Below are 15,123 nucleotides of genomic sequence, written 5' to 3' on the forward strand. Positions count from 1 at the left end.
CGGGGATCATCTTCTAAAATAAATCTCATTTTAAGTTCCTGAAAGTGGAGTTATTTGCATAGTATTGCGAAAGAATTAATGAGAAATTAGGTTATTAGACGGAGAGAAATTAGGTTATTAGACGGACTGCCGTGGTTGGTGTTGTCTCTAAGCACTCCAAAAAAGTTCCTCAAATAACTTGTCCTTTATTTTTTGGTTTTGATAACTCATTTTAAAGCATTTTACGACACTTTCTTTTCCAAAAAATGTGATACTAACTTCTAAAATAAATCTCGTTTTAAGTGTCTTAAATGGGAGTTATATGCATTGTCTTGCGAATGAATCAATGAGAAAATTAAGTTATTAGACGGAGTGACATTAGCAGCATGTTTCATGAAACTACAACGACTTGTAAGAAAATAAGTCTAATAAATTTATGATAGTTCATTAAAAAAAAAAATATCATTGCAAGTCAAATGGAGACCGGCTATCATTTAAAAAACGGGGCGTAACCGAAAAGCCATACGAGTAGGACAACATAAAAATAAAAAAGGCAAAAAATGGATGCACAAAAAGTCGACATGTTTATCATGTCAAATGGAAAATTCTTTGAAGCTCATCAAATGAACATTATTCGCGAGAAACTACTCGCACTTGATGACTCAAAATGGGCTGTGTTATCAACAGCTCAGTTCAAAGACCCAACAACAACTCTTATTGTTTCACTCTTAGCAGGCAGCTTAGGCATTGACCGGTTTATGATTGGAGATACGGGTCTTGGAGTTGGTAAACTTTTAACTTGTGGCGGTATGGGTATTTGGGCAATTATTGATTGGTTTATGATTCAAAAAGCTACAAGAGAAAAAAACCTACAACAAATTCAACAATTTTTGTATTAATGTCAATTGACAGGAACAGGCTGTATTCTACATTGCTTATAGCATGTTTAGCAGGGTATATTTGGCTTTACTTTAACATCACAAAAAACTTAGCTGAAAGCAAATCAGTAGAAGTTTGTTTAATAAAGCACACAACAAATTTACCCTGCCCTTCCTGCGGCTCAACTCGCTCAATCATTTCATTGACAAATGGCGACTTCATTGGAGCATTTACTTTAAATCCATTTGGCTATTTAATTGCTTTAATCATGCTAATTAGCCCAATTTGGATTATTGCGGACTTTACAATGAGAAGCAACACATTATTTAATTTCTATCAAAAAGTAGAAACTTACCTTAAAAGACCAAAGTATGCAGTTCCTTTAATCTTACTTATTGTTATCAATTGGGTTTGGAATATCTTAAAAGGATTATGATACACATAAAAAAATTCAGCTATAAACCTGGGGAACATGAAGCAGAGACAGCTTCAAGTAGTTATTTGATGTCTTTAATTGCAATTATAGTCGGACTTCCTTTACCAATTGTAAATCTGATAGCCACACTGATATTTTATTTAGGCAATCGAAAATCTACATATTTTGTTCGTTGGCATTGCACACAGGCTTTATTATCGCAATTATCAATGCTTTTCATAAATAGCTATGGATTCTGGTGGACTATTTCAATAATCTTCACAGAAGAAACGATTACAAGTAAGTATATTGCCTACATAATTGCAGTAATAATTTTCAATTTAACTGAATTTATTGCAACAATATATATAGCCATTCAAACACGAAAAGGAATTCATGTAGAGTGGTGGTTTTATGGTTCATTGACAAACTTAATTTGCAAATCTAAATCATGAAAAAGACCATTATTCAAGGTATAATAACAGTTATTCTTTTTTTGGGAACATGGTTTGCCTTAACACAAATTGATTGGGTAAAGGTTTTTAAAGTTCAGCAAGTTACAGACAAAACAGAACAAAAATTGGGCGAACTTTTTTGGGAGGTTTTTAAAAAGACCGAAAAGGAAAGCCAAAATCCTCTTGTAATAAATTCAGTTGATAGCATTGTAACACTTATTTGTAAGACAAATAAAATTGACAGAGAAAAAATTAAAATTCATATTCTCAAAAAAGATGACATCAATGCTTTTGCATTGCCAAATGGACACCTAATAGTTTATAGTGGGCTTATTTTAAATTCCGATAATCAAGAAGAATTGACTGGTGTTATTTGCCATGAAATTGCACACATTGAACTTAATCATGTGATGAAAAAACTTGTCAAAGAAATCGGTCTTTCAGTGTTAATATCAATGACAACAGGCAATGGCGGAGGAGAAGTTATAAAGGAAACGGCAAAAATGCTTTCTTCATCAGCATTTGACAGAAGTTTAGAGAAAGAAGCAGACATAAAAGCAGTTGATTATCTGATAAAAGCAAAGGTAAATCCAGAACCATTTGCAAACTTTCTTTACAAACTATCCGACAAGGAGCATGAAGCAACAAAATATTTGACATGGATTAGCACACATCCTGACTCAAAAGAACGAGCTGAATACATTATTGAGTATAGCAAAGTTAAATTGACTAAATATAAACCAATTCTATCTAACAAGACCTGGAACAGTCTGAAAGAAGAGTTGATGGAATGAGACAAAACTTGCTACCAACGTGGCATTGTAGCAATGCGATGTGCCTGATATCAACTTTTACTAAATTTGGCGTTGGTGCTTCTTTTCAAAGTTAATTGCTTCTATTTTCCACTTCCTCTCAAAGTTGCTGAAAAACCCTTAGTTGAACTGAACCTAAGCAACGCTATATAAGTGGTTATAAAACATTGCATAAATGCTGATAAATGTCATAGACATCTCTATAACTAAGCCATAACTTTGCTGTCGAATTCAAGTTATGAAGAAGCATTTAGTCACATATCTATTGATTGCTTGTGTGGTCTTGCAAAGCACAGCCCAGCTTTGGATTATAGCTTCTTTTTATATCCAAAGAGATTTGATTGCTAAAACACTTTGTGAAAACAGAATGGTTAAAGACTCCCAATGCCAAGGAAAATGTTATCTCAACCATGAACTCAAAGAAAATGAAAAGCAACAAGAACAGCAGTTTCCTGATTTAAAAGTAAGAGAATTTCAATTATTTGCAAATAATAACAGCCTCGCAGACTTATTTATATGCAACAACAATAAAGACGCAAAAGACCTGTTAATACCAGATTGTATAGGTATTTGTTCTAATATCACATTTTCCATCTTTCATCCACCACAGATTTCTTAGTTTTTTAATTTCAAAACAACCTGAATACCTTTTTTGAAAATGTGCAGGTATTGAGCGTTAAGAAGACATTGAATCCAACATGACTTTCATGTTTCGGACAATGTACAAGCGCATTTCAACAAAAATAAAAACTAATAAAAAACAAAAAATGAAATCAATCAAATCAATGATGCTAATTCCCATGATGTTATTCTTAGGAGCATCAATATTATTTACCTCATGTAAGAAAGAAACCAAAGATGACCAACCCAAAAAACAAAACAACGAGGTCGAAGGTCTCAAACTAACAGCTACCATCGAGAATGACAATCATAAAATCAATCTCTATACACTTGCAGGAAAAATACAAACCGGATACAACGAAATATATTTTCAAATCAAAAATGCAGACGGGAGCCTTGTCAACAACGCAACAGCAACATGGATTCCCATGATGCACATGACAGGTATGTCTCACAGTTGTCCTGCATCCGAAATAGTCAAAAAAGTCGGTGCAGAAAATACCTACGTGGGCAACATTGTTTTTCAGATGGCAAGCAATGACATGGAATATTGGGAACTCACTTTGAATTACGCAATCAATGGCAAAGATTATACGGCAACCGGTAAAATAACGGTTGAAGCTGCACCTAAACAAGTCGTCAAATCTTTCAAAGGCAGCGATAGCAGTCAGTATGTGATTGCAATGGTAGAACCTTCTCAACCCAAGATTGGCGTGAACGACATGAAAGTTGTATTGTACAAGAAAAAAAGTATGAACGAATTTCAACGTGTTGAAGGGTTCAAGATTAAAATCGACCCCAGAATGCCGGACATGGGAAATCATAGCTCTCCTAACAATATCGACCTTGTGGAAGATTGTTGCTCAGGAATATATGTTGGCAAGGTTAATTTCACAATGACAGGATATTGGACTATCAATCTCATTGTAGAGGACGGCTCCGATACGGTTATCAAAGGTGAAAAAATAGAAGGCGATGTTAAGAGCAGCAGTCTATTCTTTGAGGTAGAATTTTAATCCTATTCATTAACAATTCAATTACAAGGTATCTGCCGTTTCTCACTCGAAAGTAGATACCTTGTTCTTGTATATTTGCAAGCACAACAGACATGAGATTTATCCTGAGTTTTTGTATTTTTTTATGTACTGCAAGCGCATTCGCACAAGAAAACACAGAAGACTCTATTCAAAATAAATTTCTTGATGCAGTACAGATAATCACTAAAAAGAACGCCAAAGACAATAATCAAAAACCTCTGATGGGGATTGACGGCTATTTAGAAGCCAACAAATCCATCAATATGATTCGCAGAGGGGCGTATGCATGGGAGCCTTTTCTGAACGGCATGAGTTCTGAGCGAAGTGTAATAACGATTGACGGCATGCGCATATACGGTGCATGCACAGACAAAATGGACCCTGTTACTTCTTATGTTGAAGTTACAAACCTGTCACGCGCTTCTATTCACAGCGGACAATCAGGTTCATTTGGAGGCTCATCCATTGCCGGGAGCCTTGACCTTGTGAGGCGCAAAGGGAGTTTTGGAGAAAAAAAATTGGGCGGAACTGTATTTACGGGCTTTGAATCTGTCAACTATCATAAAATAGGCGGTGCGAGTTTCGCATTTTCAAGTCCTAAATTTTTCTCGGATATAGACTTTACATTCAGGGATGCGGGCAATTATAAAGCCGGAGGAAACATAGAAGTTGCACATTCTCAATTTACCAAATATAACGCATCTGCCATTATGGGCTACAGTATTAATGAGCATCAAGAAATAGAAGCATCAGTCATTTACGACCTTGCAACCAATATAGGTTATCCTGCGCTGCCAATGGATGTTTCATCTGCGCGAGCATTTATTGGCTCATTGGAATATATCAGACACCATCTTTCACCCGACATTGGTTTATGGAAAACAAAGTTTTATTACAATAATGTCAAACATATAATGGATGACTCCGAGCGTCCTGATGTGCCTATCCGAATGGACATGCCAGGTTGGAGTAATACAATGGGATTCTATTCTTTGATTCAAGGGAAAAGTAGAAAACACTTATGGAAAACCAACTTAAACGGGCATATCAACAATTCACTTGCCGAAATGACTATGTATCCTGCCAATCCGAACAATCCCCCTATGTTCATGCTTACTTGGCCCGATGTCAGCACATACTATGCAGACATCTCATTTGAAGATTATATTCTATTTGCTGAAAAAATAAAATTTACGCTGAATACCGGATTTGCTCTGCATAACAACATTGTTAACAGTGAATTTGGTCTCAATAGTTTAAAGATATTCTATCCTGAAATGTTGACATCCAAAACCAGATTGCTGAAAAGATTTGCCGGTTCATTCATATATGAGCCCGGTCAATGGAACTTTGTTGCAGGTGCGGAATACGGAGAACGCGCACCCAATGTTTCTGAAGGATACGGGTTTTATTTATTTAACAGTTTTGATAAATATGACTATATCGGGAATCCATTAATGAAAAACGAGAAATCTGCTAATGTGAACACAAAAATATCATTCAAATCTCAAAGATTTACAAGCAAATTCAGTGCAGCTTGGTTCTATATTCAAGACTATATCATCGGTTTGCCTAACTCAAATTACTACCCTATGACTATTGCAGCCAACGGAATCAGGGTTTATGAGCAAATACCTCATGCAAACATATTCAACACTTCGCTGGAAGCCACTTGGACTATGCACAAGCATTGGGTTTGGGCTTCCGGTGTGAGCTATCGCAGGGGAATGGGTACACAAGTTGGCAAGCTTCCACTGATACAACCTTTTTCTTATACAAGTTCGCTCTTATACAGAAGCAAGGCTTTTGATGTAGAAGCCAAAATTACGGGTGCTGCACAAAACACCGCTTTCAATCCTAACTTTGGTGAAACTCCGGTTAAAGCCTACACACTCTTTGACTTGGCAGCTTCCAAAACATTTAAATGGAAAAATCAAGACCTAAGTGTTAAAGCCGGAATAGAAAATATTCTTGATACCTATTATACCACTTTCTCTGACTGGAATCGCATTCCACGTCCGGGAAGGAATTTTTATGTGAATTTGATTTGGGCTTGGTAAGCCTCAGCACAATTTTATTTTCATCATTGCATAGATACAGAATTCATTATGCAACCTGCACAATATCAACTTCTATATTGTTGAACAAGAACCTCTCGCCTGCTTTTTTGCCTTTCACCGCCATAGCAATGGGTGCCATTCCGGAAATACACAACACTTCAATTCCTTCTACCGACACCTTCCCTACCGGAACTGAAATAAAAAATATTTTGTCATTAGTCTGAACAACAGACCCAAAGCCAATTACATCATTTTGATTCACTGCCATTCTATCCATCGCATCCGCCATTTTGATAGTGTCAACGAGTTGTGCCCCCAGTTTTTCACCCTCCTGCTTCAACATCTCAATTCCTGTTTCATATTTGTCTCCGCTGGAGTTCTTTTCTTCGCCCTCGCTTGCTTCATCAATATCGGCAAGCATCTTTTTTAACTCTTCAATCTTAACACTAAGGTTTTGTTTGACTTCCTTCATAAGAAGTCTTTTATAATTACTGTTTAACATAAATTTTTATGATTCTGAGTTTGTCCTGAAACCTGAAAAATCTTTGCGTTTAAGTTCAAAGTTTTTCCCCAAATATACCTTTCGCACGAGTTCATCATGGGCTAATTCTTCGGCTGTTCCTTGTTTCAACAGTTTTCCTTCAAACAACAGATAGGCTCTGTCTGTGATACTCAATGTTTCTTGTACGTTGTGGTCAGTGATTAGGATTCCAATATTTTTGGTTTTTAAACTAGCTACAATTCCTTGAATATCTTCAACCGCAATAGGGTCCACACCGGCAAAAGGCTCGTCTAACAGAATAAACTTGGGTTCGGATGCAAGCGCACGTGCAATCTCAGTTCTGCGTCTTTCTCCTCCCGACAACACCATTCCGGGGTTTTTACGTACTTTCTGCAAACTAAATTCATTTAACAAAGATTCAAGTTTTTCATTCTGTTCTTCCTTGCTCATCTTACGCATTTCAAGAATGGCTTTAATATTGTCTTCCACCGTAAGTTTGCGAAAAACGGAGGCTTCCTGCGGCAAATATCCTATCCCCATTTGCGCCCGTTTGTACATGGGGAGTTTGGTAATATTCTTTTCGTCTAAAAACACATTGCCATCATCAGCTTTAACCAAGCCCACAACCATATAGAAGGTAGTAGTTTTCCCTGCACCGTTAGGACCTAACAAGCCCACTATTTCGCCTTGATTCACCTCAACCGACACATTGCTTACAACAGTACGCTTTTTATAGGTTTTTACTAAATTTTCTGCTCTTAATTGCATGGTTTGATGTCTTTGATTTTAAGCTGAACACTCACTCTATCATTGAATTTATTCCACTCCAAGGAATAACAACTGTCAAAATAAGTTCGGTTACGAATGAAATCATAACGGTCTGCCATTCCGAATCCTATTCCGTCTAAGACTAGTCCATCTTGTTTGCCCACCATTCTTAAATGTTTTTCTTTCAGCACCTTAGAACCACCGGTGTCTATAATTTTATTTGTTCTGAATACAGGCGACATGTTGCCGGGTCCAAATGGTTTAAACCTGTCTAACAGACGCATAAATTTGTCATTAATATCAGAAAAATTAAGCTCTACATCATAATCTATTGAAGGATAGCGGGCACTTTCGGGCATGGTAGTTTGTACGACTTCTTCAAATTTGAGCGCAAAGGCTTCAAAATCACTTCTTTTCACACTCAGCCCTGCAGCATATTTATGTCCTCCAAACTGCACCACATATTCGCTACATGCACCGATGGCTTCATGGATGTCAAATTCCTTGACCGAACGAGCAGAACCGGTAAGCATGCCGTCATTTTCACTAAAAATAATAGTGGGTTTGTAATAATGTTCAATCAACCGGCTTGCTACTATGCCTATAACGCCTTTGTGCCATTGCTCTCCAAAGAGAACGGTTGAACGTTTGGACAAACAAGCTTCATTTTGTTGAATCCGTTCCAATGCTTCTTGAGTAATCTCTGTATCTTTATCTTTTCGCTCTGAATTGTGTTCATTCAATACTTTGGCGGCTTTAATGGCTTGATGAAAATCTCTTTCAATTAATAATTTTACAGAATCTTTGGCATCAGAAATCCTACCGGCAGCATTGATACGAGGACCAATTCCAAATACTATATCACTTACATCATATTTATCTTTGATAGCATAACTCTGCATCAGTGCTTGAATACCTACACAAGGGTTCGCATTGATTTTTTCCAAGCCGAGATACATCAGCACTCGGTTCTCTCCCATCATATCAACTATATCACTCGCAATACTTACAGACACCAAGTCAATGTATTGCAACACTATAGACTCATCTAACTTATATTGGTGCGCCAAGGCTTGCATAAGCTTAAACCCGATGCCGCAACCTGATAATTCTTTGTAGGGATAGGTACAACCTTGTTGTTTAGGGTTGAGTAGAGCCACCGTATTCGGCAGAGTATCACCCGGCAAATGGTGGTCGCATACAATAAAGTCAATGCTTAAGGTTTTTGCATAAGCAATCAACTCAATGCTTCTGGTGCCACAATCCAGTGCAATGATGAGCGAAAAATCATTGGCTTTTGCCCAATCAATTCCGGCTCTTGAAACGCCATAGCCTTCCTTGTATCGGTCAGGAATGTAATAGTCAATTTTGTCAGCATCCCAAAGCTCTCTCAAAAACGAGAACATCATTGCCACAGAGGTTGTTCCGTCCACATCATAGTCGCCATATACCAATATTTTTTCGCCATTGTGTAAAGCTTTGACAATTCTATCCACAGCTGCTTGCATATCTTTCATCAAAAAAGGGTCGTGCAACTGTGTGAACTTGGGAACAAAAAATGCTTCGGCTTGATCAAAAGTTTCAATCCCGCGCTGAACAAGTAGTGCAGCAATTTTTTCAGGGATATTTAACAAGTTGGAAAGGTGTTCTATCTTACGTCTGTCGGGTTGATCTTGCGCTTTCCAAATATATTCCATGAGTGCTTGTTACTGACTGCAAATCTAAGGTATTAAGAGGATAAAATGGAGATATTAAAAAAGTTGCAAGCAGTATGATTTACGCAAATCAATGAATCAGCCAAGCGCGCTGCAACAGGCGTTGTTCAACAAACTCCCTTTAATCTCCCTAATATAGGCAAAATGGATTGGAAATAACATAAACGGAACTAGAATAGAGTTTTTTTGAGGAATTATTTTAAATCTTTGTTCAAGTAAACAAACCTAAGACCATTATATTATTTAGCCTTGTTTGCCAACTGTCCGCAGGCTGCATCAATGTCTTTTCCTCTGCTCCGTCTAATAACAGTCAGCACCCCGTTATCTTTTAAAATACCTGCAAAACGCTCCATTTTAGCAATATCCGAAGCCTTAAAATCAGCATTGTCTATGGGATTGTATTCAATCAGGTTAACCTTTACCTTAGGAATCTTGCTTGCAAATTTGACCACATTGCGGGCATCTTCCACAGAATCGTTGGTATTGTTGATGACTACATACTCCAACGTAATCTGATTTTTAGTTTTTTCGTAAAAATACCTTAGGGCTTCCTGTAAATCCTCTAATGGGTTGGAATCGTTGATGGGCATAATAGCCGAGCGTTTGGCATTATCTGCTTCGTGCAACGACAAGGCAAGATTGAATTTCACCCCGTCATCTCCCAATTTTTTAATCATTTTGGCAACACCCGAAGTAGAAACTGTAATTCTCTTCGAAGCCATTCCCAAGCCTTGTTCGGAAGTAATATGTTCCACACTTTTGAGCACATTATGATAATTGAGCATCGGCTCCCCCATTCCCATATAGACTATGTTAGACAAGGGAATACCGTAGTTATGTACAGCGGCTCTATTGAGCTCCACAACTTGGTCATAAATCTCCCCCGCATCTAAATTACGTTCGCGTTTCAAATAGCCTGTCGCACAGAATTTACAATTCAGGCTACAGCCCACTTGGGATGAAACACAAGCTGTCATACGGGTTGCTGTGGGTATCAACACTCCTTCTACAATATTTCCGTCAAACAATTTGAAAGCGCATTTAATGGTAGTATCGGCACTCTTTTGTGAAGTGAGGGTGGTAAGCCCATGAATCACAAAATGCTCTTTGAGTTTTTGACGTAATCCCAAAGACAAGTTGGTCATTTCGTCAAAACTATGAGCAGAGAATTTCCATAGCCATTCATAGATTTGCTTGGCTCTGAACGGTTTTTCATCCATGCCTTGAAGCTTCTCTCCAATCTCACTAACAGAGAGTAATCTGATATCAATCTTAGATTCCAATTCTTAACTCAAATTACAATATCAAATCTAACTCTTTATATTTCATACCAAACATTTCACCCAATATCTGATTGGTAAGTTGACCATAATATATATAAACACCTCTTCGAGTTCCAATCATGAGTTTAAGATAATCATCAAAACGTCCATATTCAGACATTTCCATCAATAAAGGAGTAAAGATATTGCTGAGCGCATAACTTGCTGTACGACTCACTCTGGAAGTAATATTCGGCACGCAATAATGGATTACATTATGTTTTCTGAAGATGGGTTTTTCATGGGTAGTAATTTCTGAAGTTTCAAAAACACCACCGTGGTCAATTGCAATGTCAATAATAACAGAAAGCGGCTTCATATTCTCCACCATGCTTTCAGGAATAATCACAGGTGCAAGTCCTGTTTTTCCACGGAGTGCACCAATAGCTATATCGCAAGTTCTAAGTGCTTCTTGCAAAATTTTAGGGTGCAGAGTTGAAGTATAAACTTGTTGTCCTATATTCTCTTGCATACGTCTGAGTCTGTACAATTCGTTGTCAAACACTTTTACCGATGCACCTAATCCCAAGGCGGCTCTGGTGGCATACTCTCCTACCGACCCTGCTCCCAAAATCACAACCTGAGTGGGAGGAATACCTGTAAATCCACCCAGTAGCTTCCCTTTGCCAATGTGCGAACTTCCGAGATATTCAGCCCCGATTAACACACTTGCATGTCCTGCAATTTCACTCATGGCTCTCACAATAGGATAGCTGCCCACCTCATCTTCCAAGAACTCATACGCAATCGCAAGAATCCTTTTTTGCATCATCTTTTTAAGAAGTATTGGGTTAATATTTTTTACTTGCAGCGCAGAGATAAGAATCTGTTTGGGTTGCATCAACTCTACCTCGTTTTCGGTTGGAGGGGCAATTTTGAGAATAATATCTGCTTTGTAAATCTCCTCTTTGGAATAAACAATGTTTGCACCTGCTTCAGCATATTGTATATCGGGGAAATTTGAGGCATCACCCGTACCGGTTTCAATCAATATTTGATGACCATTTTGAGTCAAGAAATGAACAGCAGAAGGTGTTAGCGGGGTTCTGTTTTCTTGATAGGTTATTTCTTTGGGTATCCCTATAAAGAGTTTATTTCGTTTCTCTTTTAGGGGGGCTGCCATTTCCTGAGGCTGCATGGCAGCTTCTTCGGCAAGTTGTTGTAGTGAGTTGAGGTTGGTAATTTTTGCCATAAGCGGTTTGTGTTTCTAAGTTCAGAACAGTATTACAAAGATACTTGAAGATAAATTATGAACAACAAAAAAAGCCTTCATTTTCATGAAGGCTTTTGAGTTCAAATAAATCCTATGTAATTAGGAAACTTGTTTTAAGATAGCATCAAACGCTTCGGGATGGTTCATCGCCAAATCTGCAAGCACTTTACGATTGATATCAACGTTACTCTCTTTCAGCTTGTGCATGAATTGAGAATAAGAAATACCACGTTCTCTTGCAGCAGCATTGATACGGATAATCCACAATGATCTGAAATTGCGTTTTTTGGTTTTTCTGTCGCGGTAAGAATATTGCAATCCTTTTTCAACCGCATTTTTAGCTACTGTCCAGACATTTTTTCTACGTCCGAAATACCCTTTGGCTCTTTTAAGAACCTTTTTTCTTCTGGCTCTTGAAGCCACATGATTAACTGACCTTGGCATAAATTATATTTTATTTTTTGCTCCCAAAGCGTTTGTTTATGAACAAAACTTACAGCTCGGGCGCGGGTTTAATTTTCAAATGATTTACTTTCCAATCGCCAATAAGAATTTCACATTAGAAACATCGGTTTTGTCAACAAGTGTTGATTTTCCTAAGTCTCTTTTTCTCTTAGTTGTCTTCTTGGTTAGAATATGGCTTTTAAAAGCCTTATTTCTTTTAATTTTACCTGTTCCGGTAAGGCTGAACCTTTTTTTAGCACCGGAATTTGTTTTCATCTTTGGCATATTACAGCTATTTTTAATTATTAATTATTTACTTTTTATTTTACCGGGCGAAAGCATAATCACCATCTTTTTACCTTCTAACACCGGCATTTGATCCACTTTTGCAAAACCATCTTCAGTTATTTCTTGTATAAAACGCAACAATAACGCTTCCCCTCTTTCCTTAAACACAATGGTTCTACCTCTAAAGAAAACAAAAACTTTTACTTTGGCTCCATCTTCAATGAACGATCTTGCATTTTTAAGTTTAAATGCATAATCGTGGTCATCTGTATTGGGTCCGAAACGAATTTCTTTTACTACCGAAGGCGTTGCATTGGCTTTTATTTCCTTTTGTTTCTTTTTTTGCTCGTATAAGAACTTCTTGTAGTCCATAATTTTGGCTACGGGCGGGTCAGTCGCAGGAGAAATAACTACAAGGTCTAAACCTTGTTCGTAAGCCATTTTCAGGGCTTCCGATGTTTCTACAATCGAGTTCTTTGTATTATCACCTACTAATCTTAAATGAGATGCATCAATAAACTCGTTAATTTTGTGTGGGTTCTCCTTAATAACCCTTCCAATAAACTTTTTTGCCAAATTATGTACTTAGTTTTGTAATTCTTCTTTTACTATTTTTTGTATCAATTGAGCGAACTCTTCCACCTTCATACTCCCCAAGTCAGAACCTCCGTGTTGCCTTACGGAAACAGTACCTTCAGCCATTTCTTTCTCCCCCGCAATCAGCATAAATGGAACCTTCTGAACCTCTGCATCACGTATCTTCCTACCCGTCTTTTCCGACCTCGCGTCAATCGAGCCGCGAATATCGTATTTTTTTAGTATGTTAAAAACTTTTTCTGAATATTCTTGAAATTTGTCACTTATGGGAAGTAAAATATACTGCTCAGGCGTTAGCCACAAAGGGAATTTGCCCGCTGTATGTTCCAATAAAACAGCCACAAATCTTTCCATAGAACCAAAAGGAGCTCGATGCAGCATCACAGGACGATGTGCTTTATTATCACTTCCTATATACTCCAGCTCAAATCTTTCCGGTAAATTATAGTCAACCTGAATCGTTCCTAGCTGCCAAGAGCGACCCAAAGCATCTTTTACCATAAAATCAAGTTTGGGACCATAGAATGCGGCTTCTCCATATTCTATCACAGTCGGCAAGCCTTTTTCTTTGGTTGCCTCCAGAATATCATTTTCTGCACGCTCCCAATTTTCTTCACTACCTATGTATTTGCTACGGTCTTCTTTGGAACGCAATGAGACTTGCGCAGTATAATTATCAAATTTTAAAGTTTTGAAAATATACAACACAATGTCAATCACATTATTGAACTCTTCTTTTACCTGATCGGGGCGACAGAAAATATGTGCATCATCCTGTGTAAATCCCCGTACTCTTGTTAATCCATGCAATTCTCCGCTTTGTTCATACCTATATACTGTTCCAAATTCGGCATAGCGAATAGGAAGTTCTTTATAAGAATGCGGTTTGGCTTTATATATCTCACAATGGTGAGGACAATTCATAGGCTTGAGTAAAAACTCTTCTCCTTCTGCCGGAGTATGAATAGGCTGAAACGAATCTGCTCCATATTTTTCATAATGTCCTGAAGTAATATAGAGTTGTTTGTGTCCTATATGCGGTGAAATCACTTGTTCATATCCAAATTCTTTTTGTTTTTGCATCAAAAAATTCTGAAGTCTGCCTCTCAAATCCGCGCCTTTAGGCAACCACAAAGGCAATCCCTGTCCAACTCTATTGGAGAACGTGAACAGATCCAATTCTTTTCCTAGTTTTCGATGATCTCTCTTCTTGGCTTCTTCTAAAAGTACTAAATACTCCGTCAGTTCTGAACTCTTAGGAAAAGTTATAGCATAAACACGCGTTAACTGCTTTTGTTTTTCATCTCCACGCCAATACGCCCCTGCAGTAGCAGTGAGTTTCACCGCTTTTACATGTCCGGTATGAGGAATGTGAGGACCTTTACACAAATCAGTAAAATTGCCTTGTGTGTAGAAGGTAATTTTACCATCTTCCAAATCTTTGAGTAAATCAATTTTGTAGGGGTCTTGTTTCGTTGTAAAGTAATCTATCGCTTCTTTTTTACTAATTGGTTTACGTATGAATGCTGAATTGGTTTTAGCCAATTCTATCATCTTTTTTTCAACTTGTTCAAAATCATCAGAAGAAAAATTGTAAAGTCCAAAATCTATATCATAATAAAAACCATTCTCAACAGGCGGACCTATACCCAGTTTGATTCCGGGATACAATGCCTCCAATGCTTCCGCCATCAAGTGAGCTGAAGAATGCCAGAACGTGCTTTTGCCTTCCTTATCATCCCATTTTAAAAGTTGGAAAGTGGCATCTTGATCAATGACACGCGACAAATCCCAAACTTCGCCATTGACTTTTGCAGCCAACACCACACGTGCTAGACCTTCGCTAATGCTTTGTGCAATCTGCATACCGGTAGTACCTTGCGGGTAGTTCCTGATACTGCCGTCTGGAAGAGTGATTTTAATTTCAGACATAATGTAACTCAAATTTCAACAAAAAATAAGGCTGCGAATTTAATGGAAAACTCAGGCTTGTGGAAACTCATTTTTAATGATTGA

The 15,123-nt window shown here is 37.7% G+C and carries 16 protein-coding genes; 7 read left to right on the forward strand and 9 right to left on the reverse strand.

The genetic code is table 11. From position 1 onward, the window contains the following. Positions 1 to 539: 539 nt before the first annotated feature. The 7 genes from M9892_00005 to M9892_00035 all read left to right on the forward strand — a co-directional run bounded on the left by M9892_00005 (position 540) and on the right by M9892_00035 (position 6,258). Positions 540 to 878: a TM2 domain-containing protein gene (locus M9892_00005; GenBank protein ID MCO5252730.1), complete on the forward strand. Its 339-nt coding sequence runs from the start codon at positions 540 to 542 to the stop codon at positions 876 to 878. Between the two features lie 176 nt (positions 879 to 1,054). After that, positions 1,055 to 1,294, forward strand: coding sequence for a DUF2752 domain-containing protein (locus M9892_00010; protein MCO5252731.1), 240 nt, complete (start codon positions 1,055 to 1,057; stop codon positions 1,292 to 1,294). After that, a complete protein-coding gene (locus tag M9892_00015; GenBank protein MCO5252732.1) occupies positions 1,291 to 1,728 on the forward strand; it encodes a DUF4870 domain-containing protein in 438 nt (145 codons plus the stop codon). The genes M9892_00010 and M9892_00015 overlap by 4 nt, the downstream gene beginning before the upstream one ends. Further along, a complete protein-coding gene (locus M9892_00020) occupies positions 1,725 to 2,522 on the forward strand; it encodes a M48 family metallopeptidase (protein ID MCO5252733.1) in 798 nt (265 codons plus the stop codon). Before M9892_00015 ends, M9892_00020 begins: the two co-directional genes overlap by 4 nt. 256 nt (positions 2,523 to 2,778) lie before the next feature. Next, on the forward strand, positions 2,779 to 3,159 hold the full coding sequence (locus M9892_00025; protein MCO5252734.1) for a hypothetical protein: 381 nt from the start codon (positions 2,779 to 2,781) through the stop codon (positions 3,157 to 3,159). Between the two features lie 148 nt (positions 3,160 to 3,307). Continuing rightward, positions 3,308 to 4,177: a FixH family protein gene (locus tag M9892_00030; GenBank protein ID MCO5252735.1), complete on the forward strand. Its 870-nt coding sequence runs from the start codon at positions 3,308 to 3,310 to the stop codon at positions 4,175 to 4,177. A 92-nt stretch (positions 4,178 to 4,269) separates the two neighbouring features. Then, a complete protein-coding gene (locus M9892_00035; GenBank protein MCO5252736.1) occupies positions 4,270 to 6,258 on the forward strand; it encodes a TonB-dependent receptor in 1,989 nt (662 codons plus the stop codon). A gap of 46 nt (positions 6,259 to 6,304) precedes the next feature. Here the strand turns inward: M9892_00035 and M9892_00040 are convergent, their stop codons facing one another. From M9892_00040 to thrS, 9 genes are all read right to left on the reverse strand, one after another. Then, a complete protein-coding gene (locus tag M9892_00040; GenBank protein ID MCO5252737.1) occupies positions 6,305 to 6,730 on the reverse strand; it encodes a hypothetical protein in 426 nt (141 codons plus the stop codon). A gap of 36 nt (positions 6,731 to 6,766) precedes the next feature. Then, complete coding sequence (lptB, locus tag M9892_00045; GenBank protein MCO5252738.1) at positions 6,767 to 7,528, reverse strand: LPS export ABC transporter ATP-binding protein; 762 nt, start codon at positions 7,526 to 7,528, stop codon at positions 6,767 to 6,769. Next, on the reverse strand, positions 7,519 to 9,225 hold the full coding sequence (gene recJ / locus M9892_00050; GenBank protein MCO5252739.1) for a single-stranded-DNA-specific exonuclease RecJ: 1,707 nt from the start codon (positions 9,223 to 9,225) through the stop codon (positions 7,519 to 7,521). Before recJ ends, lptB begins: the two co-directional genes overlap by 10 nt. A 257-nt stretch (positions 9,226 to 9,482) precedes the next feature. Further along, positions 9,483 to 10,526: a 23S rRNA (adenine(2503)-C(2))-methyltransferase RlmN gene (rlmN, locus tag M9892_00055; GenBank protein MCO5252740.1), complete on the reverse strand. Its 1,044-nt coding sequence runs from the start codon at positions 10,524 to 10,526 to the stop codon at positions 9,483 to 9,485. Between the two features lie 13 nt (positions 10,527 to 10,539). Then, positions 10,540 to 11,757: an alanine dehydrogenase gene (locus M9892_00060; GenBank protein ID MCO5252741.1), complete on the reverse strand. Its 1,218-nt coding sequence runs from the start codon at positions 11,755 to 11,757 to the stop codon at positions 10,540 to 10,542. 120 nt (positions 11,758 to 11,877) lie between these two features. Beyond that, positions 11,878 to 12,222 (reverse strand): 50S ribosomal protein L20, encoded by a 345-nt coding sequence (rplT, locus tag M9892_00065; GenBank protein ID MCO5252742.1) that lies wholly within the window; start codon positions 12,220 to 12,222, stop codon positions 11,878 to 11,880. A gap of 84 nt (positions 12,223 to 12,306) precedes the next feature. Next, on the reverse strand, positions 12,307 to 12,507 hold the full coding sequence (gene rpmI, locus M9892_00070) for a 50S ribosomal protein L35 (protein MCO5252743.1): 201 nt from the start codon (positions 12,505 to 12,507) through the stop codon (positions 12,307 to 12,309). 24 nt (positions 12,508 to 12,531) lie between these two features. After that, a complete protein-coding gene (gene infC / locus M9892_00075) occupies positions 12,532 to 13,086 on the reverse strand; it encodes a translation initiation factor IF-3 (protein ID MCO5252744.1) in 555 nt (184 codons plus the stop codon). Between the two features lie 9 nt (positions 13,087 to 13,095). Next, on the reverse strand, positions 13,096 to 15,039 hold the full coding sequence (gene thrS / locus M9892_00080; GenBank protein ID MCO5252745.1) for a threonine--tRNA ligase: 1,944 nt from the start codon (positions 15,037 to 15,039) through the stop codon (positions 13,096 to 13,098). Positions 15,040 to 15,123: the final 84 nt, after the last annotated feature.

The sequence above is a fragment of the Bacteroidota bacterium genome (genome assembly GCA_023957335.1).
Classification (GTDB): domain Bacteria; phylum Bacteroidota; class Bacteroidia; order NS11-12g; family UBA955; genus JALOAG01.